14 protein-coding genes, 1 tRNA gene and 1 pseudogene are annotated in these 25,299 nt (G+C 34.7%); 7 read left to right on the plus strand and 9 right to left on the minus strand.

The window, feature by feature from the left end; genetic code table 11:
- Nucleotides 1-104: 104 nt before the first annotated feature.
- The 3 genes from ACKX2A_RS08250 to ACKX2A_RS08260 all read right to left on the minus strand — a co-directional run bounded on the left by ACKX2A_RS08250 (nucleotide 105) and on the right by ACKX2A_RS08260 (nucleotide 2,698).
- Entirely contained in the window at nucleotides 105-1,076 is a 972-nt protein-coding gene (locus ACKX2A_RS08250) for a deoxyhypusine synthase family protein (protein ID WP_034673009.1), read from the minus strand.
- 84 nt (nucleotides 1,077-1,160) lie between these two features.
- Nucleotides 1,161-1,553: an alternative ribosome rescue aminoacyl-tRNA hydrolase ArfB gene (gene arfB / locus ACKX2A_RS08255; RefSeq protein ID WP_415328894.1), complete on the minus strand. Its 393-nt coding sequence runs from the start codon at nucleotides 1,551-1,553 to the stop codon at nucleotides 1,161-1,163.
- 107 nt (nucleotides 1,554-1,660) lie between these two features.
- The gene (locus tag ACKX2A_RS08260; RefSeq protein ID WP_415328895.1) at nucleotides 1,661-2,698 is read right to left on the minus strand and encodes an AMP-binding protein; all 1,038 of its coding nucleotides are present in this window, start codon (nucleotides 2,696-2,698) and stop codon (nucleotides 1,661-1,663) included.
- Between the two features lie 99 nt (nucleotides 2,699-2,797).
- Between ACKX2A_RS08260 and ACKX2A_RS08265 the strand changes: the two genes are divergently transcribed.
- Nucleotides 2,798-2,868: transfer RNA gene (locus ACKX2A_RS08265), tRNA-Gln, on the plus strand.
- 329 nt (nucleotides 2,869-3,197) lie between these two features.
- Here the strand turns inward: ACKX2A_RS08265 and ACKX2A_RS08270 are convergent.
- Entirely contained in the window at nucleotides 3,198-4,133 is a 936-nt protein-coding gene (locus ACKX2A_RS08270) for a glycosyltransferase family 2 protein (protein WP_415328896.1), read from the minus strand.
- Nucleotides 4,134-4,860: 727 nt separating this feature from the next.
- Nucleotides 4,861-6,279, minus strand: coding sequence for an amino acid permease (locus ACKX2A_RS08275; protein ID WP_415328897.1), 1,419 nt, complete (start codon nucleotides 6,277-6,279; stop codon nucleotides 4,861-4,863).
- Between the two features lie 187 nt (nucleotides 6,280-6,466).
- Between ACKX2A_RS08275 and ACKX2A_RS08280 the strand changes: the two genes are divergently transcribed.
- A complete protein-coding gene (locus tag ACKX2A_RS08280; protein ID WP_415328898.1) occupies nucleotides 6,467-7,810 on the plus strand; it encodes an alkaline phosphatase family protein in 1,344 nt (447 codons plus the stop codon).
- 144 nt (nucleotides 7,811-7,954) lie between these two features.
- Here ACKX2A_RS08280 and ACKX2A_RS08285 read toward each other — a convergent pair whose 3' ends face one another.
- On the minus strand, nucleotides 7,955-8,248 hold the full coding sequence (locus ACKX2A_RS08285; protein WP_415328899.1) for a helix-turn-helix domain-containing protein: 294 nt from the start codon (nucleotides 8,246-8,248) through the stop codon (nucleotides 7,955-7,957).
- Nucleotides 8,249-8,443: 195 nt separating this feature from the next.
- Between ACKX2A_RS08285 and ccoN the strand changes: the two genes are divergently transcribed.
- The 5 genes and pseudogenes from ccoN to ACKX2A_RS08310 all read left to right on the plus strand — a co-directional run bounded on the left by ccoN (nucleotide 8,444) and on the right by ACKX2A_RS08310 (nucleotide 20,354).
- Nucleotides 8,444-10,723 (plus strand): cytochrome-c oxidase, cbb3-type subunit I, encoded by a 2,280-nt coding sequence (gene ccoN / locus ACKX2A_RS08290; protein ID WP_415328900.1) that lies wholly within the window; start codon nucleotides 8,444-8,446, stop codon nucleotides 10,721-10,723.
- Between the two features lie 17 nt (nucleotides 10,724-10,740).
- Nucleotides 10,741-11,628, plus strand: a complete 888-nt coding sequence (locus ACKX2A_RS08295) for a cbb3-type cytochrome c oxidase N-terminal domain-containing protein (protein ID WP_415328901.1) — start codon at nucleotides 10,741-10,743, stop codon at nucleotides 11,626-11,628.
- A gap of 508 nt (nucleotides 11,629-12,136) precedes the next feature.
- Nucleotides 12,137-16,960, plus strand: coding sequence for a translocation/assembly module TamB domain-containing protein (locus ACKX2A_RS08300; protein ID WP_415328902.1), 4,824 nt, complete (start codon nucleotides 12,137-12,139; stop codon nucleotides 16,958-16,960).
- Nucleotides 16,960-19,286, plus strand: a pseudogene (locus ACKX2A_RS08305) (BamA/TamA family outer membrane protein). Before ACKX2A_RS08300 ends, ACKX2A_RS08305 begins: the two are co-directional and overlap by 1 nt.
- A gap of 138 nt (nucleotides 19,287-19,424) precedes the next feature.
- Complete coding sequence (locus tag ACKX2A_RS08310) at nucleotides 19,425-20,354, plus strand: YihY/virulence factor BrkB family protein (RefSeq protein WP_415328903.1); 930 nt, start codon at nucleotides 19,425-19,427, stop codon at nucleotides 20,352-20,354.
- Nucleotides 20,355-20,371: 17 nt separating this feature from the next.
- Here ACKX2A_RS08310 and ACKX2A_RS08315 read toward each other — a convergent pair whose 3' ends face one another.
- The 3 genes from ACKX2A_RS08315 to ACKX2A_RS08325 all read right to left on the minus strand — a co-directional run bounded on the left by ACKX2A_RS08315 (nucleotide 20,372) and on the right by ACKX2A_RS08325 (nucleotide 25,292).
- On the minus strand, nucleotides 20,372-21,718 hold the full coding sequence (locus ACKX2A_RS08315) for a T9SS type A sorting domain-containing protein (protein WP_415328904.1): 1,347 nt from the start codon (nucleotides 21,716-21,718) through the stop codon (nucleotides 20,372-20,374).
- 19 nt (nucleotides 21,719-21,737) lie between these two features.
- Complete coding sequence (argS, locus tag ACKX2A_RS08320) at nucleotides 21,738-23,498, minus strand: arginine--tRNA ligase (RefSeq protein WP_415328905.1); 1,761 nt, start codon at nucleotides 23,496-23,498, stop codon at nucleotides 21,738-21,740.
- 141 nt (nucleotides 23,499-23,639) lie between these two features.
- Nucleotides 23,640-25,292, minus strand: coding sequence for a SusD/RagB family nutrient-binding outer membrane lipoprotein (locus ACKX2A_RS08325; RefSeq protein ID WP_415328906.1), 1,653 nt, complete (start codon nucleotides 25,290-25,292; stop codon nucleotides 23,640-23,642).
- Between the last annotated feature and the right edge of the window lie 7 nt (nucleotides 25,293-25,299).

Raw genomic sequence — 25,299 nt, forward strand, 5'->3', positions numbered from 1 at the left:
TTCAATGATTTCTTTTGACTCTTTTGCGGTTAAATTAAAAGTATGATACTAAAAAAGGCTTAATAAATAAGCCTTTTACATATAATTAATTTGAAATTATAAAATTAGTTTTCAAGGATGTAAGAGAACATCAATGGTGCACAGATTGTTGCATCACTTTCAACGATAAATTTCGGTGTCGTGATATCCAATTTACCCCAAGTAATTTTCTCATTCGGAACTGCTCCTGAATACGAACCGTAAGAAGTCGTAGAATCCGAAATCTGACAGAAATAAGACCAGAAAGGAATGTCGTGCATTTCCATATCCTGATACAACATCGGTACAACACAAATTGGGAAATCTCCTGCGATACCTCCACCAATCTGGAAGAATCCAACACCTTTTCCACCTGAGTTCTTAGTATACCAATCTGCCAAATACGTCATATATTCGATCCCTGATTTCATTGTAGTAGCTTTCAACTCACCTTTGATACAGTAAGAAGCAAAGATGTTACCCATAGTAGAATCTTCCCATCCTGGTACAACGATTGGCAAGTTTGCTTCTGCTGCTGCGATCATCCAAGAATTTTCTCTAGGAATTTCATAATACTGCTCAAGAACTCCCGAAAGGATCATTTTATACATGAATTCATGTGGGAAATATCTTTCTCCTTTAGCTTCAGCATCTTTCCAAATTTCAACAATATGTTTCTGCAATCTTCTGAAAGCCTCTTCTTCAGGGATACAAGTATCTGTAACTCTATTCAGACCTCTTTCCAAAAGATCCCACTCGTCCTGAGCCGTAAGATCTCTGTAATGAGGAACTCTTTCGTAGTGAGAGTGCGCTACAAGATTCATCAAATCTTCTTCAAGATTCGCTCCTGTACAAGAAATAAAATCTACTTTCCCCTGACGGATCATTTCAGCAAGGATTTTCCCTAACTCTGCGGTAGACATTGCTCCGGCAAGAGTAATCATCATTTTCCCACCATCTTTAAGGTGTGCAACATATCCCTTTGATGCATCCACTAATGCTGCTGCATTGAAGTGCAGATAATATTTTTCTATGAATTCGGTAATCGGTTTGCTCATTTTTTTAATTTTTGCAAAGATAATTATTTTTAAAGTGTTTGAGCATATCACTTTTTAAAACTATTATCGTATTTCCTGCTATTTTTAAAACTTAAATTTTCGGTTTTCTTTTTTATCGGAAAGCTTCTTTTTATTGTCTAGCCTTTTTTGTTTTTGTCCTTTTGAAGGTTTTGTTGCCACTCTTTTTTTGTGGATAAATAAAGACTTATCCACAATTTCAAGAATTTTTTCAATCGCTTTCTTTTTATTGGCTAATTGTGTTCTGCTTTCGGAAACCGTTAAAAACAAAAATCCTTCTGCATTGATTTTGTTTTTAAGTTTATTTTGAATTAAAACCTTCTGATCTTCATCAAAAAATTCAGAATCTTCGACTTTCCAAAGAACGGTAACGGAAGTTTCTACTTTGTTCACATTCTGACCTCCTGCTCCACTGCTGCGGGAAGTTTTGAAGTTGAGTTCTTTTGTGAAATCTTTCATTTTTTGTTGATTTGGTAACTTTTATAAGTGTAATATTTATTTAACTACCCGACAAAAATTCTTTGAATTTTCGCCACCCCTCCAGAGGAGGGAAATTTTCATATCGTTTATTTTTTGGTGATGATACTTTTTAATTTTAATCTGTTTACTTTTCCATTTGGTGTTCTTGGAATTTTTTCGGTGAAAATAATTTCTTTCGGTTTATGAAATTTTTGTTGATAGTTGATGGTTGCTAATTTTTGATTTATAAATTCAGATTCTTTTCCTTCGATAATTAATACCAATTTTTGTCCCAAACTTTCATCATCGATTCCTAAGAAAACTGCTTCATTTGGAATTTCTTTTTTTACTAAAGATTCCAGTTGTTCCGGGAAAATTTTCGCTCCACCGGAATTGATGACGTTATCTATTCTTCCTAAAAATTTAAATTGTTTATCATTCTTAATTTCAACTAAATCATTAGTCTGCAAAATTTCAGAATTTAAATTGGGTGCAAAAATTCTTAAACAACCTCTTTCGTCTTTTGAAATTTCAACATTTTCAAAAACAGTGAAATAATCTTCTGCTTTTGGAAAAATTTGTTTTAATCCAATATGAGAAAGAGTTTCTGACATTCCGTAAGTCTCGAAGATTTTGGTTGTCGGTTGTCGGTTGTCGGTTGATAGTTCTTTGAAGATTTTTGTTTTTAAATTTTCAGATACCGCTGCTCCTCCGATAATTAAATTTTTAATTAAATATAGTTTATCTAATGAATTTTCTACTTGTAACGGTGTCATTGCGCAAAAATTAACCTCATCGTTGATATCTGATAATGGTTTTAAAGTTGGATCTATAATTATTAATTTTAATTTTCTTTGAATAGAACGCACGACCATCATTTTTCCGGAAATATACTCGACGGGAAGGCAAATTAGAGCTGTGTCACCTTCTTTTAAACCAAGTAAATTACAGGTCATTTCTGCAGAATTAATCATTTTATCTTTTTCAATATCAAAAATTTTCGGGATTCCTGTAGAACCGGAAGTCTGCACTTTTACCGTATCGGAGTTGGAGAACCAATCCTCAAGAAAATGATCTATTTTTTTTTCAAAGTCTGTTTTGAAGTATAATTTGCTCGTATTGAGATTATTGAAGTCTATCTGCATGATCATTTTAATAAAAAGTGTAGTAAATTTAAAAAAAAGTTTAAAAATTTCTTGCAAATAATTAAAAAAGCTGTAAATTTGCACCACTAAAACAAACAGAGACTCATGGTGTAGCGGTAACACTACTGATTTTGGTTCAGTCATCTGGGGTTCGAATCCCTGTGAGTCTACGAAAACCATCCTTTTGAGGATGGTTTTTTTGTTATTTTATCTTTTTAAAATAGTTTCGTCATAAATACGTTCCATGTTCAAATCAAAAAAGGAAGCTTAGTGACTTTGTGTATTTCTTCTCAATTGAAACATGATTTTTAATTTATGACTACCACATTAGCCCTGGTTGAAATGACATCCTTTTTCGGAAATGGCTTGAAAAAGCGTTGGTGAAAAAGATATAATGAAAAGCAGGAAATAGCTTCTAATAGAAAATTTAAACACCTTTCACAAAAAAAGCAGAAAAAATTCTGCCAATCAATATAAATTAGAAGTATTTAACAAAATACTATAGTAGTGATCTGAAATTGATATTATAAAGTCCCGAACGAATGCTTCGGTAGTCTTTCACAAGATAAGTAAGAATCATTTTTAATTTTGTTGTTCGCGGAGCATTAGCAATCTCGAAACTGCGGTACATTCTTTTAATATGAAGCTTAATATCCTCCGAAATTCCACTTTCGGTTTGTGCCCAATCATAAATTTCTTTCCAAAGAAGGATTTTTGTAGTGGCTGGATTTATTTTTCCCGTATCCACTTTTGTGATTCTGTTTTCTTCGTGTACGCCTCTCATGGCAACAGCTTCATCCAAAATTCCGGGATAAAGATCTAAGTAATAAGATAAACGAAAAAGAAACTCCGTATCTTCATGATATCTGAAACGTGGCTTAAACAAGGTTTTCATTTTTTTCAAAGACGAAGCACGGATCGTTAAGGCATCCATAGTGAACAGTCCAAAACTTCCCAACATATTCATTTGTCCTGGAAATACCTCCTTAGGATGATATTTTCGGTGAACAGTTGTAAGGTCATTTTTAAATATATCAAAATATTGTTCTTTTGCTTTTTCAGAATAATAATCTACACCAATTGCCCCATAAACTCCTTCTACTTCAGGGTTTTGGAACATTTCTTTTTCTGCTTCAAAACGGTTAGGTAAGTAATAATCATCGGCATCCAAGAAAGCAATAAAATCTCCTACGGCTTTTAGTATTCCAAGATTGCGGCTCGCACCTGGTCCATGATTTTTTTTATCAGCATGTTGGAAAAGTTTTACCCTTTCATATTTTTCGGCTAATCTTTCACACACCAACAATGCGTTATCAGGTGATTTGTCTTCGACCAAAATCACTTCGCATACCTCGTCAAACTGTAATGCAGATTCCACAGCATGTGCAACATACTTTTCAGCATTATAAACTGGAATTATTACAGAAATTTTCATTGTTATCGATTAGCTTAATAATATTAATTTTTTAATACTGTCTAATCACGGCTTTAGTTTTTAAAATCCAAAATTCAGAAAACAATATCTCTATCAATAATGAATTATGTAGTAAATATACTATAATTTAAAGTAAAAAACCCAATAATTATGAAAAAAATTCACTTTATCTGGAATTAATCAGTAAAATATAATCATAAATTAATACCACGTTTTTTTCAAAATAAATTGGAAAACAATAGGATAATACAATAAATATTTTTTTACAGTCAATTATTAATTTTTTATGAACTGAATAGAAAACATTTTCGCTTATTGATAAGCAAAGTTATTATCTCCAAATAAAAAGCTACTACTACAAATGTTCTACAGAAAAATAAACACTTGATTCTCAGTAAACAAAATATGATATGAAGTAGTTATGCAGTGCTTAATTTGATTTATATTTTTAGTTTTTATTGAAATTTAATATAAAAAAGGATTTCAATTTTCTGAAAGGCGTAATAAAAAGTAAAAAGTAATTCTTTATTGATTATTAAAATTTAGAACAATCAATAAATTATATATTAATGAAACGGATAAGAATATATCCATCAAAGCATTTGAATTTTTTGGATTATTCATAATGAAAGTTATAAGTATTTTAGTAATTTTCTTGTAGCTAAAATCACAAAAAAAAGGATAAACCTTTACGGTAAATCCTTTTTTGATATTTAAAAATATGATTTTATTTCGGCTTATATATTATATACATTAAGAATAAAAATGCCAGCCAAACCGGAATCAGAATTACCTGAATTCCCATACCTGTAATGCTCATTAACACTAAAATTACTAATAAAAAACCAATGCAGATATAGTTGGAAACCGGATAAAATATGGATGGAAATTTCAAATCAACTCCAGCTTTTATATTGCTTTTTTTGAATTTCAAATGCGTGTAACAAATCATCATCCAATTGATAATTAATGAAGAAACCACCAAAGCCATTAAATATTCAAAAGCTTTTTCCGGAACTAATTTATTAATGACAATACAAATTCCCGCGAAACAAGACGACACTAGGATTGCGTTTGTGGGAACACTGCTTTTATTTAATTTCGTTAAAAATTTCGGTGCATTTCCCTGTTGCGCCAATCCGAAAAGCATTCGGCTATTGCTGTAAACACTGCTGTTATAAACGGATAAAGCGGCTGTCAAAACAATTAGATTCAACACATTTGCAATTAAAACATTGAACTGAATTACTTTTCCGAAAAGGTTGAATTCAAAGCCATTTAAGTTCTGAAAAACCATCACAAACGGGCTTGTTCCTTCTGTAATTTCTCTCCACGGACTTAACGAAAATAGAATAACCAATGCTCCAACATAAAAAATCAAGATTCTGTAAATCACCTGATTGGTTGCTTTTGGAATTGTCTTTTCGGGATTTTTCGCTTCTGCTGCCGTGATTCCAATTAATTCTAATCCACCAAATGAAAACATGATCATCGCCATTGCTGCAAATAAGCCGGAAAATCCACCTTCAGTTTTATTAAACAAACCTTTTGGAAAAAATCCGCCATCATTCCATAAATTGGAAACCGTCGCTTTCTCTCCTCCACTTCCACTGATCAACAAATAAATTCCAAAAACAATCATCGCAATAATCGCCACGACTTTTATAATGGAAAACCAGAATTCTGTTTCACCGTAAACTTTTACGGAAGCCAGATTTAATGCATTGATAACAATAAAAAAGAATAAACTAGAAACCCAAAGCGGAATATCCGGCCACCAAAAATGAACATAATGACCAATCGCCGTAAGTTCTGCCATGCTCACTAAAATATAGAGAATCCAATAATTCCAGCCCGATGCAAAACCGGGAAAATTCCCCCAATATTTATAAGCAAAATAACTGAAACTTCCTGAAACCGGCTCCTGTACAACCATTTCACCAAGCTGTCGCATGATAAAAAATGCAATCACCCCCGCCAAAGCATAGCCTAAAATCACAGATGGTCCTGCCAAAACAGCAGCCGGACCAATTCCTAAAAACAAACCTGTTCCAATTGCACCACCAAGAGCAATCAACTGAATATGTCGGTTTGTAAGCCCTCTTACAAGAGAATCCTGTTGCCCCTCTTTATTTTCATTCTTCATAAATGGAAAAAATTTGGTTTAAATATATAAAAACTTTTATTCCTTATCGTACTAGAAACTTTTTAAACATGAATATAAACATGAATGATTTTCACAATAACAACTAATCTACATTAACAATTTAAACTTAATAGTCTATTCACACTCCATTAACACTAATGTCCTAATCTTGCAAAAATTTTTTACAATGAAAAAAATATTACTTTTTCTGGCATTTGTTACGGGATTAGCGAAAGCTCAAAACAATAACAACCATGTCGTTTTAATAAGTATAGATGGTCTTAGACCAGAGTTCTATCTCAATCCGGAATGGTCGATGGTCAATTTAAGACAAATGATGAAGAAAGGCGCTTATGCAAACGGCGTTCGTGGTTCGTTTCCTACCGTTACGTATCCTTCGCACACAACGATGATTAGCGGAGTTTTACCGGCAAAGCATGGAATTTATTACAACACTCCGGTTCAGCCTTTGGGAATTACGGGAGAATGGTTTTGGTTCTATAAAGATATTAAAGTTCCAACAATCTTCACAGCAGCAAAAGATGCAGGTTTGACAACAGCAGGAGTAAGCTGGCCAGTAACCGTTGGTGCACCAATCACTTATAACTTACCGGAATACGTTTATCTTCCCAAAAACAAAGGCGAGAAAAAAGACGAAGTAAAAGCCATGAGCATGGAATCTACTCCGAAAGAACTTTTTCAGGAAGTTCAGGATTATGCGGTGGGTAAATTCGGAGAATATGGAGCCAGTTTAGATTATGCCGTGACCGACCAAAACAAGGCAAGAATGGCGGCTTACATTTTAAAAAGATACAAACCTTCATTTTTGGCACTTCACATTGCCGCAGTCGATCATTTTGAACATGAACAAGGAAGAGACGGAGATAAAGTTCGTTCTGCTATAGCAGGAGCAGATGTTGCAATTAAACTTTTGATTGACGCCGCTACTTCAGCAGGAATCGACGAAAACACAACATTTATCATCACTGGAGATCATGGTTTCGTGGATATCAATTCGCAATTCAATCCAAATGTAATGTTAGCACAGGCCGGATTATACAACAATGATAAAAAAGAAGACTGGAAAGCCTATTTTCAGGCTAGTGGAGGTTCCGCATTTCTGCATTTAAAAAATCCAAATGACAAAGCAACTCTGGCAAAAGTAAACGAGCTTTTGAATAATTTACCTGATGGTTATAAAAAATTATTCCATGTTTTAAACAAGCAACAGGTCGCAGAAGCACAGGGAGATCCTACTGCTGCATTGGCTTTGGCTGCTTATCAAGGAGTAAGTTTCGGAGCAACAGCAACCGGTGATTTACTAAAAGCTGCAGACGGAGGAACGCACGGATATTTACCGACAGACTTTAAAGAAATTCAGACAGGGTTCGTAGCTTTCGGAAAAAATATCAAGGAAGGAACAGTTTTGCCTTTAATGGGACAGGAAGATATCGCTCCGTTGATTGCAAATTTATTACATCTTAATTTAAAAACAGACGGGATTTTGTATCCGGGATTGTTGAAGAAATAAGTTTTTTTGAGTTTTTGGTTTCGGCGGCTTCGCCGCCGAAACCAAAAACTCATCCTATCAAAACCTTGAAGATTTAATAAACAAAAAAACACAAAAAGCCGCCTCCCAAGAAGCAGCTTTTTCTGATTTTATATCTAACAATATTTACAAATATTCTTTCGGAACCGAAATGTTATTTTTCTTCATGTACTCCACAAGATCATTAAACTTATCCTCATATTCATCGTTGCTGCATTTGTGCGAAATACTGCAAATTTCTGAAGGTTTAATTTCCAGAATATTAGAGATTTTGGTTAAAATTTCCAGATTAATCTTCACTTTAGAATTTTCAATATCAGAATAAGCTTTCTGAGAAATGCCCATCTCAAAAGCCATATATTCCTGTGTAAAATCCCTGCTTCTTCTTACTTTCCTGATATTTTCTCCACACAATTTCATAGTGTTTATTTTTAGTAGTTTTTGGTATAGTTTAGAAGTTTTCCTACTAGACTTCACCCGACTTAATAAATACCTTTGACAAAACATTATATATACTAAAAACGGTATTTATTTCCTTTTCAAGATACACTTTTTTGCTGATTTCCACAAGTGTAATAAGGAGATATTTATCAGTTCTGCAACACATTTGGAATTATGGAGACGCAAAAATTCAATTATGACAATAATATTGTCAGGGCATTCTTGTATGCTACAATTGCATTCGGCTTGGTAGGTTTTTTATTGGGGCTTACTGCCGCACTAATGCTTTTTTATCCCGAACTACCGGAGTTTTTGTTCGGTACAGATGATACAACCATTAAAAGTTTAGCATCTGGTAATATTCAGGGTTTGATTAATACACAAGGAGCATTAGGATTCGGAAGAATCAGAATGTTGCACACCAGTGCCGTTATTTTTGCGTTTGTCTGTAATTCCTTTTTTTGCGGAGCGTATTACAGTATGCAAAGATTGCTGAAAACAAGAATGTATAGCGATACCCTTTCATGGATCCATTTCTGGACATGGCAAATCATGATTATTTCTGTGGTCATTACTTTCCTAATGGGAATCAATACCTCAAAAGAATATTCTGAACACGAATGGCCGATTGATATTTTAATTACGATTTCATGGGTAATCTTCGGAATCAATATGTTTGGAACGATCGCGAAAAGAAGAGTAAGACATTTATATGTTGCCATTTGGTTCTACATGGGAACTTGGATTGCGGTAGCAATGCTTCATATCTTCAATAATCTTGAAGTTCCGTTATCATTCACGACATGGAAATCATATTCAATCTATGCCGGAGCTAAAGATGCGCTTGTTCAATGGTGGTACGGTCATAATGCAGTGGCTTTCGTATTAACAACTCCGGTTTTAGGTTTAATGTATTATTTCTTACCAAAAGCAGCGGACAGACCTGTATTTTCATACAAATTATCTATTATTCACTTTTGGTCTTTAATCTTCGTTTATCTTTGGGCAGGACCACACCATTTGCAATACACCGCTTTGCCAGCCTGGGCTCAGGCAGTGGGAACAGGTTTCTCTATCATGCTGATCGCACCGTCTTGGGGTGGAATGCTGAACGGACTTTTAACCTTAAGAGGAGCCTGGGACAAAGTAAGAGAAAATCCGATACTTAAATTTTTCGTAGTTGCCGTGACTTGCTACGGTATGGCAACTTTTGAAGGGCCACTTTTAGCTACAAAATCATTAAATAAAATAGGGCATTACACAGATTGGGTTATTGGGCACGTACATTTGGGCGCGCTCGGATGGAATGGCTTTATGGCTTTCGGAGTTGTCTATTACCTGATTCCGGTGATGTGGAAAACTGAACTTTGGTCTAAAAAATTAGCCAACTGGCATTTTTGGCTGGGAACTTTAGGAATTATTTTCTACGCCGTTCCGATGTATATTTCAGGATTTACACAAGGATTGATGTGGAAACAATTCAATCCCGACGGAACTCTGGTTTGGAAAAACTGGCTGGATACGGTGACTGCGATTATTCCTTACTTTAAAATGAGATTCTTAGGCGGTGCCCTTTATCTTTCGGGAGCAATTTTAATGGTGGTAAATGTTTTCAAAACCATTAGAGCAGGATCTTTCCAGAAAAATGTTCCGGCAGAAGCACCCGCTTTAGCGAACATCGGCACTTCAAGAAAAGAAGGCGAAGGCGTACATCTCTGGATTGAAAGAACACCTAAATTATTAGCAGTTTTAGCAGCAATCACCATCGCTATCGGAGGTTTAGTTGAAATTATTCCAACATTAACTTTAAAGCAAAGTGTGCCGACAATCTCAGCAGTGAAACCTTATTCACCACTGGAATTGGAAGGAAGAGACTTATATATCCGTGAAGGCTGTAATTCCTGTCACTCACAAATGATCCGACCATTCCGTGATGAGATTGTAAGGTTTGAAGGGAAAAACGGGCAGTATTCAAAAGCTGGAGAATTCGTTTACGACAGACCTTTCCTTTGGGGATCAAAAAGAACAGGACCGGATTTGCACAGAGAAGGTGGAAGAAACCCAGATTCATGGCATTTCAAACATATGTACAACCCAAGAATTACGTCTGCAGGTTCTATCATGCCTCGTTTCCCTTGGCTGATTACCAATAAACTAGACAAAACACAAATGGTGGATAAAATGAAATTAATGAAAAACTATTTCGACGTTCCCTACACAAAAGCTGAAATAGATTCTGCGAATCAATGGGCAAATAATCAAGCAAGAGGAATTGTGAAAAGAATTTATTCTGAAGCCACCGATGTTAAAGAACAAATTGAAAAAGACAGAGCAGCAAAAGGAGCAACATTTATTCCGCTTGAAGACAGAGAAATTGTAGCCATGATCGCTTATCTGCAAAGATTGGGAACAGATATTAAGACAACGCAAATTCAAACGGCAAGTGCTGATTAATTTAAATTGGAATTAAAATGAAAACAAGAACACCTTTATTAATATATATTGCCGTTACAATTGGAATAACCGTCCTTGCATTCGAAATGTTTGCCAATGACACTCAATATTTATCTTCGTCATTTTTCTGGGGATTAATTATAATCACGATTGTTTTACTTTTTATCCTCAACGCTATCGGAGATTTAATTGAAAATGAAAGTTTCAAAAAATTATCTGAAGAAGAAAAAGCGGCTTATTTAAAAGAAAAAAACACGCCATATTATCAAAAACTTTGGAACTCGGCGTTCAAAAAGCAGTCTGCGACAGAGGAAAAAGATATTCTGATAGATCACGGTTTCGACGGTATTACGGAACTTGACAACTCGCTTCCCAAATGGTGGATCGGTCTGTTTTATTTCGGATGTATTTTCTGTGCGGTGTATCTTACAGCTTTTGCCTTCACAGATTATGCACATCCAGAAGCAGAATTGAATCATGAAACGAAAACAATGCTAGCTTCCATCGAAGAGTTTGAAAAAACTGCACCTCAGATCAATTTAGAATCGGCAAAATACAGCGCAGACAATATTGCGGAAGGTCAGGAATTATTCAAAACCAATTGTGTAACCTGTCACGGCGATAACGGAAAAGGGGGAATCGGTCCTAATTTAACGGACACGCACTGGATCAACATCAAAGAAAAAAGTTTATTCAAGAATGTGTTCTGGATGCTCGAAAACGGTTCACCAAATAATCCTACGATGCGGCCTTTCATTAAGGAAGGAACAATTACGGGAAGAGATGCAGAAAAAATTGCGGCTTACGTTTATCATATCAATCAGGAAACCGCGCCCATCACTCCGGCTCAGGGAGGTGCAGCTCCGCAGGGAGAAGATGTGAAATGGGAAAACGGAAACGAATAGAAAATTTATTATCTCAACATACAAACCATGCCGAAGCCCCCTTTGAATAACTAAACTAACACTTGAATTTTCATTTTTGCTAACCTTTTCAACATTTAAAAATGATGAAAGGGGGCTTTTTTAAAGAACTATAAATCCGCGCTTTGACTGTCTTTATCAACTAATTCACTAGACAATCAACTAAACTAAATTCCATAATAGGGCAGTCGAGGCAGGATTTTTGTATTCGCTAAGAGTAAATTACCATAAACAGACAAATAATAAAATAGTATTATTATATTTGTTAAAAACCAAATTACTCTTGAAAATAAATAAACGAAAACTCTTCCGGCGATTCATCATAACCATTATCTCTATACTGGTTTTTCTTATTCTGCTTATTCTGAGCCTAAGACTTCCCGCTGTTCAGAACTTTATTAAAGACAAACTGGTCGTATATCTTGAGAAAAAAATCAAGACAAAAGTAAGCCTCGAAAGGGTTTACATAGGATTTCCAAACAGCCTTGTTATGGAAAATTTGTATTTAAAAGGTCAGGATATCGATACTCTTTTAGCGGTAAAAAAACTGGATGTTGGATTGAATATGCTTAAGCTGATTAATTCTACAGCAGATATTACTTCGGTAGATCTGGAAGGCGCAAGAGCAAATGTCGTGAGAAAACCTGATGGAAAGTTCAATTTCGATTATATCATTGATGCTTTTGCGACCAGCGATAAGGAAGAAAGTCCGTCGAAGCCATTTATTATTTCTTTAGATAAAATTAAATTAAAAGATATCGGCGTTACGTTCAACGACCAGCAATCCCGAAATGATATTAAACTATATTTCAAATCGTTTGACACAAGAGTAAAAACATTTGATCTAAGCAACAACAAATACGCCGTCAACGACATTAATCTCGACGGATTAAAACTAAAACTGAAACAGGATCTTATAGAAGAAGTTTCTAAAAAAGTTGAAAAGAAAGTCGATTCGTTAAACAATAAAAAGCCGATGCAGATTGGTTTAAGAGGAATTAAACTCACCAATTTCGATATCGATTACGGCGACGATAACACCAAAACTTTTGCAAAGGTTTTATTTAAAGAACTGAGCACGAAAGTCAACAAATTGGATCTGGAAAATAATGCATACAACGTTTCCAATGTTTTCCTTTCCGGAGCAGACATCAACGCCAATCTTTACCTTCCGGCTCAAAATGCCAATCCGAAAAACGCCAAAGAATCTGGGGTTTCAAAACCAACCGATAAAGAAAAAGCCATGCAGCTTCTTTTAGGAAAACTGGTTTTAAACGATGTAAAAGTTGCCTACAACAATACTGCCATCGCTCCTACAAAACAGGGAATTGATTTCAACCACATGAATTTTTCTAAAATGAATGTTGAGGTGAGAAGTTTCAAAATGCAGGACAATACGTTTGCAGGAACGGTAAACTCAGCAGAAATCAAGGAGGAAAGAGGTTTGAATATTCAGAAATTCAATACAGATTTTGTGTATAATGAGAAGGAAGCCTATTTAAAAGATCTTTATTTGCAAACACCGAAAACATTGCTGCGAGATGAGGTTGTTTTAAATTACAATTCGATTGAGCAATTAAGTTCAAATTTAGGAACTGTAAAAATTGCTGCCAATATTAAAGATTCAAGAATTGGTTTCGCAGATATTTTGAATCTGGTTCCAACATTGAGAAATACAGTTCCTTTCAATAAATATCCGAATGCGATTTTAAATGTCAATGCCAATGTAAAAGGAAATGTGAATGATCTACTGATCAACAATCTTAAAGTTTCAGGTTTAGACCAATTGCGAGTTGCCGCTTCAGGAAGAATCAAAAATGCAATGAATCCTGAGAATTTATATTATGACTTGAGAGTAGCTGAATTGTCTTCATCAGCAAAAACGATATTCAATTTAGTTCCGAAAAATACAATTCCATCCAATATTTCTCTGCCTTCAAATATGAGCATCAAAGGAACGGCAAAAGGAACAACCAAAGTTGTAGACGCGAATCTTAACCTCTACTCTACTCTTGGAAATGCCGCTGTTGTTGCTAAAGTTGACATGCGCAGAAAAAATCATGAATTGTATGATGTAAAAGCCAATCTTCAAGGCTTACAAATCGGAAAAATCATTCAGAATAAAGATATTGGAGCGATCTCTGCACAGATTTATGCAAAAGGAGAAAGTTTTGATTTCAAAAATGCCAACGCCGATCTGAAAGGTCATGTTGCTTCCGCTGTTTACAAAGGTTACCGTTATCAAAACATGAATTTAACGGGAAAAATAAGACGTGGAGCATACAATATTTATTTAAACTCAAAAGATCAGAATGCGAATCTTTCATTAACTGCTTCCGGCGTTTATAACGAAAAAAATCCTACGGTAAAAGTAAATGGTGAGGTCATTAAATTAGATCTAAATAAACTTGGTTTCTACAAAGATCCAATGATTCTTGCAGGAAAAATAGATGGCGATTTCACCAATCTAGATCCTGATAACTTGAATGGTTATTTAAATTTAAAAGATTTTGCTTTCTCAGATACCAAAGAAGTTTATCCGGTTCAGGAAGTAAATTTGAAGGCATCTTCAACCAACGATTCTACCAATATTATTTTCAATTCGCAGATTGCGGATGTTGAATTGAAAGGAAAATATAAGCTGACGCAGATTTTTGGCTCTTTAGCGAATACAATCAATCAATATTATCAGTTCCAGAAGCCTGGAAAAGCAGAAAAAATTCAGGCCGGACAGTTTTTCACCTTTAATGCAAAAATTAAAAATGATGATCTGATCAGAAAATTTGTTCCGGATCTTAAAAGTTTTGAAACCATTAATTTAAACGGAAACTATGATGCCGATTCCCAAAAAATTGAAATCGACGGACAGATTCCACAATTGTTATACGGTGAAAATTCCATTGAAAATGCAACTTTAAAGGTAACGAATGAAAATCAAGCTTTGCAATATAACTTATATGTTGCAGGATTGAAGAGCTCCAGCTTTGCCTTAAATAAAGTGAATGTTGGTGGTGATGTTTCCAATAATATTATCAATTACAACATCACAACGAAGGACGAAAAAGATGCAACCCAATTCCTGATTGCCGGTAACGCCAAATCGTTGAATGACATTACAGAAATTTCATTGAATCCAAATGGTTTAAAATTAAATTACGCCGATTGGACGGTTGCAGAAGGAAACAAAATCCAGATCAGCAGCAAAGGAATTTTAGCAGATAATTTCAGGCTTTCCAATGGCGGAAGCGAAATTTCATTACAATCGGAATCTCAATCTCCGAACTCTCCTTTAAATGTTTCGCTGAAAGATTTTAAAATTGAAACCATCACAGAACTTATTAAAAAAGATACGGTTTTAGCGAGAGGAACCATCAACGGAACAGCACAGCTAAAGGATTTAACGAAAAACATGACCTTTACTTCTGATTTAAATATTTCAGATTTAATTGTTTATGGAAATCCAGTCGGAAACCTTGCCGTTAAAGTCAACAACACTTCACCGAATCTTTTAAATGCTGATGTTGTACTTTCCGGAAATAATAATGATGTGAAAATTTTGGGAGATTACAACACATCTTCCAGCACGTTTGATCTGAATATGGCAATCAATCAATTGCAAATGAAATCCGTTCAGGGATTCTCGATGAATGCGATCACTAATACGGAAGGTTATATTTCAGGAAATTTAAAAATTACAGGAACAGCGGACAAACCGAATATTTTAGGTAAAGTAAAATTTAATGATGTTGGATTGGAAATTGCCAAAACAGGAAGTGATTTCAGAAAACTGAACGACGAAATCGACTTTACCAACCGTGGAATTGAGTTTGATAACTTTAAAATTAATGATAAAGACGGAAATTCTTTAAGAATCAACGGACAGGTTTTAACGCAGACATATCGAGATTTCGCATTTAATTTAGATGTAAATGCTAAAGATTTCAAAGTCGTGAATTCAGAAAAATCCAACGACGCAATCATGTACGGAATTTTAGCAATTGATGCGAATTTACACGTTCGTGGAAATCTGGATCTACCAAAAGTTGACGGAAGATTGGCTGTTGCAGACAATACAGATTTCTCGTTTGTTCTTCCTCAATCTTCACCGACTTTGCAGGAAAGAGACGGAATTGTGGAGTTTATCGATCAGGATCAGGTAGTTTTGAATAAGACGATAAAAGCAGATTCTTTAAACTCAAAAAGTCGTATTCAGGGAATGGACGTGAGTGTAAATATCGAAGTAAGCAAAGAAGCCAAAATGTCGATTATCATTGATAAAGCCAACGGAGATTTTGTAAAACTTCAGGGTGAAGCAGAATTGACGGGAGGTGTTGATCCATCAGGAAAAACAACGTTGGTGGGGGTTTATGAAGTGGAAAAAGGAGCCTACGAAATGTCGGTAAGTGTTCTTAAACGAAAATTCGATATTCAAAAAGGAAGTACGATTACCTGGACAGGTGAACCGACGATGGCGCAAATGGATATTACCGCCGTTTATAAAACAGAAGCTGCACCGATAGATTTAGTTGAACAACAAATCAGTGGTGAAGCTGCAACAACTTTAAATCAATATAAACAAAGAATGCCTTTCAATACATTGCTAAAAATGAAAGGTGAATTGTTGAAACCTGTTATCACTTTCGACATTACAACCGATGATAAAAATAATGCCGTTTCTTCAACCGTAACTGATATTGTTGACCAAAAACTGGCACAGTTGAGAACTCAGGAATCTGAAATGAACAAACAGGTTTTTGCTTTGCTTTTACTGAACAGATTTATTGGCGAAAATCCTTTTGAATCCGGAGCTGGAATGTCCGGAGAAATGATGGCGAGACAGAGTGTAAGTAAACTTCTTTCTCAACAATTAAACAATTTGGCAGCCGGATTAATAAAAGGTGTTGAATTGAATTTTGATTTGGAATCTTCCGAAGATTATTCAACCGGAAATAAAAATACAAGAACTGACCTGAATGTTGGTGTAAGCAAAAGATTGTTAAATGACAGATTAAAAGTTTCTGTAGGAAGTAATTTCGGACTGGAGGGAGAAGCCCGCCAAAATGAAAACATGACTAATATTGCAGGTGACGTGACGGTAGATTACAGTCTTTCCAAAGATGGAAGATATATGCTTCGCGCGTATCGCAAGAATGAATATCAGGTAGCTCTTCAAGGACAGATCGTGGAAACGGGAGCCGGATTTATCATCACTTTAGACTATGATAAATTCCGTGAAATTTTCCAGAAAACAAGAAACAAAAACCAGAGAGAATCTCGTAAAAATAAACAAAACCAAGTGGTAGAATTTAAATAATGAAAAACAAGTTCCATACATATTGTAAATATTTATTCGCTTCCGGATTCGCTTCGGTAACGCTCTCGTGCAGCAATACAAAATATTTGAAAGAAGGGCAAATGTTGTACACGGGAGCAGATGTAAAAATTGAAAACGATACCATTTCGAAAAAAGAAAAAAAGAACTTCAAACCGCTTTGGAAGCCAATCTTACCCCAAAGCCGAACTCAACATTTTTGGGATTAAGACCTAAATTATACTTTTATAATATCGCCAAAGAACCTAAAAAAGAAAAAGGATTCAACTATTGGCTGAAATATAAAATGGGAGAAAAACCTGTTTTGCTGAGTGATGTGGATCGTGAATTCAACAAAGATATTATTGTAAATTATTCCGAAAACAAGGGATATTTTAATGCAAAGGCAACATATGACACGGTTTCAAAAAATAAAAAAGCTCAGGTCATTTATACTTTGAGACCGGGAGCGAGATATCTGATCTGTGATGTAAAATTTCAAAAGGATTCTTCTTTGGTGAACCAGGAAATTCAGAATCTTACGGGTAAAACTTTCCTTAAAAAAGGAAATCCTTTCGATCTTGATGTCATTAAAAGTGAAAGAGAAAGAATTGATAATGGTTTAAAAGAAAGAGGTTTTTATTATTTTCATCCCGATAATATTTTGGTTCAGGCAGACAGTACGGTCGCTAAAAATCATAAAGTTGAGCTTAATGTAAAACTGAAAGACAACACGCCGGATTTATCTACACAACAATTCAGTATTGATAAAGTTGTCGTTTTTCCAAATTACAATATTCAGGATGTAAAAGACGGAAAATATACAATCCCGATGGATAAAGATTCTCTTCAGAAATATGCTCATGAAGATATTTACGTCATTGATCCTCAACATAAATTTAAACCGAAAATCTTCGACAGAGCTTTGTATTTTAAGCAGGGAGATCTTTATAACAGGACGAATCATAACCTTACTTTAAACAGATTGATCAGCTTAGGCGTTTTTAAATTTGTAAAAAATGAATTTGTTGTTTCAGATTCTTTAAAACATAAATTTGATGCCTATTATTTATTAACTCCGAGACAGATCCAGTCGCTTCGTTTGGAAGCTTTAGGAAGAACCAATTCCGCCAATTACGCAGGAAGTGAATTGAATTTAAACTGGACACACAGAAATTTTTTCCGTGGAGCAGAGCAGTTTAAAACATCTGTATACGGAGCTTTCGATTTCCAGATGGGAGGTCCTGAAAATGCGAAAAACCTTTTCAGAGCCGGAAGCAATGTTCAGCTTTCGATTCCTAGAATTGTTGCGCCATTTAGGTTTAATTCTTCAAGTGCGTTTGTTCCCAGAACAAATATTGCATTGGGATATGAATTCCAGAATCGTACAGAATATTATAGTTTGAATACTTTCACAGGTTCATTTGGATACGTCTGGAAAGAGAATGCAAGAAAGGAACATGATCTGAAAATCTTTGATGTAACGTATGTTTCTCCGGCAAACGTGACTGCTTTGTACGATTCAATTTCAAAACAAAGCGATGCCATGCAAAGAGTTGTTCAAAAACAATTGATTTTTGGACCAACTTATTCTTACACTTACACGAATACAATGCTCACGAAGCCAACCACTATTTATTACAAGGGAACGTTGGATTTGGCAGGAAACATCACTGGTTTGGTAACTGGTGCAAATGTAAAAAAAGATAAAGAAAAAACGATTTTCGGAATACCTTTCAGTCAGTATGCAAAAATTGAAAATGATTTCAGACTGTATCATAAATTCACAGAAAAAACATCTTTAGCAACAAGATTTATTGCAGGAATTGCTTATCCATATGGAAATTCGGATCATATTCCATTCTCTAAACAGTTTTTCTCAGGAGGAAGTAACAGTGTAAGAGCTTTTCGTGCAAGAACCTTGGGTCCTGGAAGTTTTGATCCGAGAACCATTCAACCAGGATATTATTTTGATCAATCCGGTGATATTAAATTGGAATTAAATGCAGAATACCGCGCCAATCTTTATAAATTTTTAAATGTTGCTGCTTTTGTTGATGCAGGAAATGTTTGGCTTGTAAACGAAGATGCAAGCAGACCGGGAGCGAAATTCTCTAAGGAATTTTTAAGCGAAGTTGCCGTAGGAGCCGGAGTTGGTCTGAGACTTGATTTTTCTATCCTTATTCTAAGACTAGATCTGGCAATGCCTTTGAGAGTTCCTTACTACGAAAGAGGCGACAGGTGGGCGTTTGACAGAATAAACTTCGGAGATGCAAGCTGGAGAAAAGATAATCTTATTCTGAATATTGCGATAGGATATCCATTCTAAAAATCTAAAAATAAAAATCTCATCAATAGGAACGGGCTTTAGCCCGTTTAAAATAAAACAAAATTCAATTGGCTTTAGCCAAAACATAATTTAAATTTTATGATTTAATTTTTTTTTCAAATATTAAAAACACAACAAATGATAAAGCATGTAAATTTTTTTTGGGAAACGCTAAAAGAGACTTTTTCCGAATGGAACAAATCTTCTGCTTCAAAAGATTCTGCAAGTCTGGCTTATTATGCAATTTTTTCCATTCCCGGTTTGTTAATTATCATAATCTGGATTGCAGGGTATTTCTTTGGTGAAGAAGCCATTCGTGGTGAAATCAGCAAACAAATAAGCGGAATTATGGGTTCTGAAGTATCAAAAAGTATCGAAAATATGATTGCCGGAGCGTTGATCGATAAACAGAACATCTTCATGAAGGCGGTTGGAGTAGGATCTTTAGTTTTTGGATCGACCACACTTTTTTTTCAGCTTCAACATTCATTAAACAGTCTTTGGGATGTGCAGTCTGCTCCCAAAAAAGCATTAGTGAAATTTCTCTTGGACAGAGCCAATTCATTGGGAATGATCCTGATTTTAGGATTTTTATTAATGATTACTATGATTTTATCGTCTCTAGTAAGTGTTTTTAATAAAATTATTACACAATATTTCGGTTTTGAAACCTATTTACTGGTAGAATTAGTAAACTTCGTGGTTGGATTTGGATTTGTGATGCTGCTTTTTGCATTAATGTTTAAAGTTCTTCCTGATGTGAAAGTTAGCTGGAAACCCGTTTGGAAAGGCGCTTTTTTGACGGCCGCATTATTTACTTTAGGAAAATTTTTATTGAGCTTATATTTCGGAACGGCAAAACCAACATCTGCTTTCGGAACAGCCGGAACCGTAATTTTAATTATGATGTGGATCAATTATTCTTGTATGCTGATTTTCTTCGGCGCAGAATATACCAAAGTTTATGCTTATCGAAAAGGGTATAAAATTTCTCCTTCAAAACATGCCAAATGGAGCGATGCGAAATTGTATGAGGATAGTTTGAAAAAAGAAAAAACTCAGATTTAGTTTCTGAGTTTTTTTATTTATTCCTTTATTAATTTATAAGATTTCTCTTCTATTTTAATTAAATAAACACCTTTTTCAAGATATGAAATATTAAATTTATTATCTCCTTTTTTAAACTGAAGATTCTTTATAAAACTTCCTGTAGAAGAGTAAATAATTGCTAACCCATCTTTCTTGGCTTTAAAATGAATTTTATCAACAACCGGGTTCGGATAAATACCAGCCTCTAAAGTATTTTCATAACTTACAGTACTTAAATTTCCACTTTCGATTTTTCTTATTCTATTATTACCTCTGTCTGCAAAATAAAGAGTTCCACTATTGGTCATGAATAAATCTTCCGGAGTATTAATATTTGCCGAGACACCCGGAGTTCCATCAGGCGAAAATCCTTGTACACCTGTACCTACAATCGTCGTAATGATCCCCGTAGAAGCATTTACCTTTCTGATTCTATGATTCAGTCGGTCTGAAAAATAAACATTTCCTGCATTATCTACCACAACTCCTCTTGGAGCATTCAAACCTGCATTTATTGCAAGTCCGTTATCTCCTGAGTAAGAAGCCGTATCAAAATGACCTGCAACTCTTGTTAATATCTGGGTACTGGCATTTAGCTTCAAGACATTATGCGATCCTGAATTTGTAATGTATAGATTTCCAGAACTATCCATCGTGACATCGGTAGGATAATACAGATTAACAGCTGTAGCCAAGCCTAAATCGTCATCGCTAGAGATTGTAGAATAATATCCGGTACCTGCAATAGTGGTGATAATTCCGGTCGCATGATTTATCTTTCGTACTCTATGGCTGGAACTATCAGCAAAATAAATATTGTCTGATGAGTCTATAAAAATTCCCAAAGGCTGATTCAGCCTTGCAGCGGTAGCAAGACCCCCATCTCCAAGAGGAGTTGTGATACCCGCACCGTTACCTGCGATCGTGGAAATAATTCCCGTACTTTTAGTAACTTTTCTAATTCTGTTGTTCAAAGTATCGCAAATATAGATATTTCCCTGACTGTCGACCGCAACACCATTCGGCGCATACATTCTTACCCCAGTATTTGTAGCAGGAGATCCATCTCCCGTAAAACCCATTGCTCCACTCCCCGCAACTGTCGTCACAAGTCCTGTGCTTACAGTAAATTTTCTGATCCTGTGAAATTCTGTTACATATAAATTACCCGTAGAATCCATAAAAACATCAATAGGATCTCCCAAAGAAGTTAATGTAGGAGGAATATTTTCTCCTGTTCCGGGTACAAAACTTCCCATAGCCGTAGTAATTGACTGAGCTTTTACTATTCCACAGCTTATCGTAACAAGGCCTATAATTACTAAATATTTAATTTTTTTCAAGGTTTTAGTTTTAATTTTTTTACATTCTGTTTACAGTTCCTATTCCTAAAAGTTGTAAAGATTTTTTTATAGTTTTTGCTGTAAGATCGGATAAATTCAAACGAATTTGTTTTAAATTTTCATCTTCTAATGCTAAAACTTTATTGCTCTGATAGAAAGAGTTGTATGATTTAACCAAATCATAAACATAATTTGCAATTAAAGCTGGACTCAAAGATTCTGCAGCTTTCTCAACAATTCCTTTATAATTGGATAAAAGCATAATTAATTCCTTTTCATATTGATTGAATTCAACACCGGAAATTTCTTCATACTTATAATCTGCTTTATTTAATAAAGATTGAATACGAGCATAAGTATATAAAATAAACGGACCTGTGTTCCCATGAAAATCAATACTTTCTTCTGGATTAAAGAGCATTTTTTTCTTTGGATCAACTTTTAGCATGAAATATTTCAATGCAGCCTGCCCAATTATTTCGTAAGAAATTTCTTTTTCTTCCTCCGAAAGACCTTCTAATTTTCCTAGCTCTATTGTTTTTAATTTTGCCTCTTCATACATATCCTGCATCAAATCATCTGCATCTACAACAGTTCCTTCACGAGATTTCATTTTCCCGTTAGGAAGTTCAACCATTCCGTAAGACAAGTGATACAATTGATCTGCCCAAGAATATCCTAACTTTCCTAAGATTTTAAATAAAACTTGGAAATGATAATCTTGCTCGTTTCCAACAGTGTAAATTAACTTTTGGATATTTTCTTCTTTAAAACGTTCTACGGCAGTCCCCAAATCCTGAGTCATATACACGGAAGTTCCGTCTGAACGTAATAATAATTTTTGATCTAAACCTTCATCTGTCAAGTCACACCAAACAGAACCATCTTCTTTCTGGTACAAAACGCCTTTATCCAAACCTTCCTGAATAAGGTCTTTTCCTAAAATATACGTATTACTCTCATACTGAACCTGATCGAAATCAACACCTAGTCTTTTATATGTTTTATTAAAACCATCATAAACCCAAGAGTTCATTTCGTTCCAAAGATTTCTTACTTTTTCATCTCCATTTTCCCAATCCAGAAGCATTTTTTGAGCTTCTTTCATTAAAGGAGCATCTTTTTTTGCCTGATCTTCAGAAACACCCTGAGCTACTAGTTCAGCAATTTCAGCTTTATATTCCTTATCGAATTTTACATAGTAATTTCCAACAAATTTATCACCTTTTGTATTTGTTGTATCAGGAGTTTCATTTTTTCCAAATTTTTCCCAAGCCAACATCGACTTACAAATATGAATTCCTCTATCGTTGATAATCTGAGTTTTAATTACATCATAACCTGCTTCCTTCAAAATTTGAGCTACAGAATATCCTAATAAATTATTTCTGATATGCCCTAAATGAAGAGGTTTGTTTGTATTTGGGGAAGAATATTCTACCATTACCGTAGAATTTTTCTTTTCTATAGTATCGAAATCGTTCTTAATAGATGTAAAATTATCTACAAAAAACTGATTTTTAACTTTAACATTAAGGAATCCTTTTACTACATTGAAACTTTCCAGTAATTCTGTTTGCTCTGTTAATGCCTCTCCCAATTCTACCCCGATGCTTTCAGGGTTTTTCTTCAATTGTTTTACCAGAGGGAAAGTCACGATCGTAAAATCTCCTTCAAACTCAGTTTTATTTTCCTGAACTTCCAGATTAATCTCCTTCAGTTGGTAAACATTCAAAATAACCTCCGAAAGTTTTTCTTCTATTATATTTTTAATATTCATTGTTTAGTTTTAATTTTTGTAAAGACCACGAACATATGTTACAGTCTTTTTCCTGTCTAAAAATTTTAAAGTACAAATATACGGAAATAAAAAAACCGCCCGAAGGCGGAATAAATATGAAGGAAATTAATATTTATTTGATTAATTAATATCCCAGAATAATTTCGTTGTTGCTTTGTCACCACCAATTGCGGTAGCTGCAGCACTAACATTAGCATTATTCGTAACATATTCCTGATCAGAATATGGCATTCTGTATGGAATACCGCCAATATAAGATGATGGAGGTGGCGTAAGTACAGGATTATCTAATCTTCTTGCGAAGTTCCAAGCAGCAAATGGATTATTCCACATTGCTACCCAACCTTCGTAACCAATTGATTGCTTCCAGTTTGCAGCGTTATATGGGTTAGCAGTAATATATGTAGCCGCATCTCCAGCAGTTAATCCATTTTCTAACATTGAAGCAGTGATAGCATCTGCATATAAACTAGCAGCAGTTCCTGCACCTACATTATATCCTCTTTGAGCCGCTTCAGCTTTTAAAAATAATACTTCTGTATAACTGAATAAATTTGCTGGTGCATTACCTGTTAAATAAGTAGGGTTAACATGTGAGTTATTTGCATATGAGTTTTGAGTTCCATATGTGCCTCCTTTATAGTATCCAAAAGCTAGAGAATTATTGATAGCTATAGATCCGGCATTATTAATTGTTATTGAATTACTTCCAATTGATGACACAGTTCCTACAAATATAGATGGTACAGACGACGCTACATATACCGATTGCCCTACAGCAATATTTGTAGGCAAGCTGCTAAGAGTTACAGTTGTAGATGTAGATGGAGAAGTCGGAGGTGTTACGCCAGTAACAGTAGCCTTAACCAAATTTTCATCAAAGTAACTGTGTCTTCTTGGATCAGATTTTGCATTCATTGGATTCACAATTACATTTGAAGGAACAAAATCATTTCTTCCTGCTGCTACTAAATCATCAAACAACGGATTAGTAAATGTATTTCCATCAAACTTCAAAGAGTAAGAATCAGTAGCAGAAGCTAATACTCCTCCACTGATTGCACTTTCTGCAACAGCTTTAGAAGTAGCCGGATCAACATCTGCCAAGTTAATTGCTAACCTTAGTTTTATAGAATTTGCTAATTTAACCCATTTTGACATGTCTCCTTTATAAACCAAGTCTTCCGGATAACCAGCCTTAGTAGTATGAATTTTTGAAATAGCCACATTTAATCTAGAAATAAGATCTAAATAAATAGTCTTCGCATCATCATATTTTGGAGATTTAATTGTTTCTGCTTGCAAAGCTTCCTTATAAGGTACATTTCCAAAAGTGTCTACAATATTTTCCCAAGTAAAGACTGAAGCGATTTCTAGAGTTGCCCATTTATTATCTACAACATCAGGATCTGCATTAATTTCTGATGGAAGATCTTTTTTAGCTTGTTCAAGAGGAGCTAATGTATATACATACATTCTTCTGAAATGGTTTCTAGGCTGATTTCTTGTAGTAAGGTTGTAATTAGTCTCCTGAGTATAAGTGGTTTCAGTCCATTGTTGTGTGAAAAAGCGATAATTATTAAAATTTACACTTCCCGTATACATATAATAAAAACCTTGATACATACTTGTTGCCAACATATTTCCAGAAGGCACACTCGACGGGTGTTTAGGGTCCTCATTTAAAGAAGTAATATCGCTTTGACATGAATTAAACATCAACAATGAAGCGACAACTCCTCCTGCGTATAATATTTTTTTGAAATTTTTCATTTTTAAA

The organism is Chryseobacterium sp. MMS23-Vi53, assembly GCF_047651245.1.
Classification (GTDB): Bacteria; Bacteroidota; Bacteroidia; order Flavobacteriales; family Weeksellaceae; genus Chryseobacterium.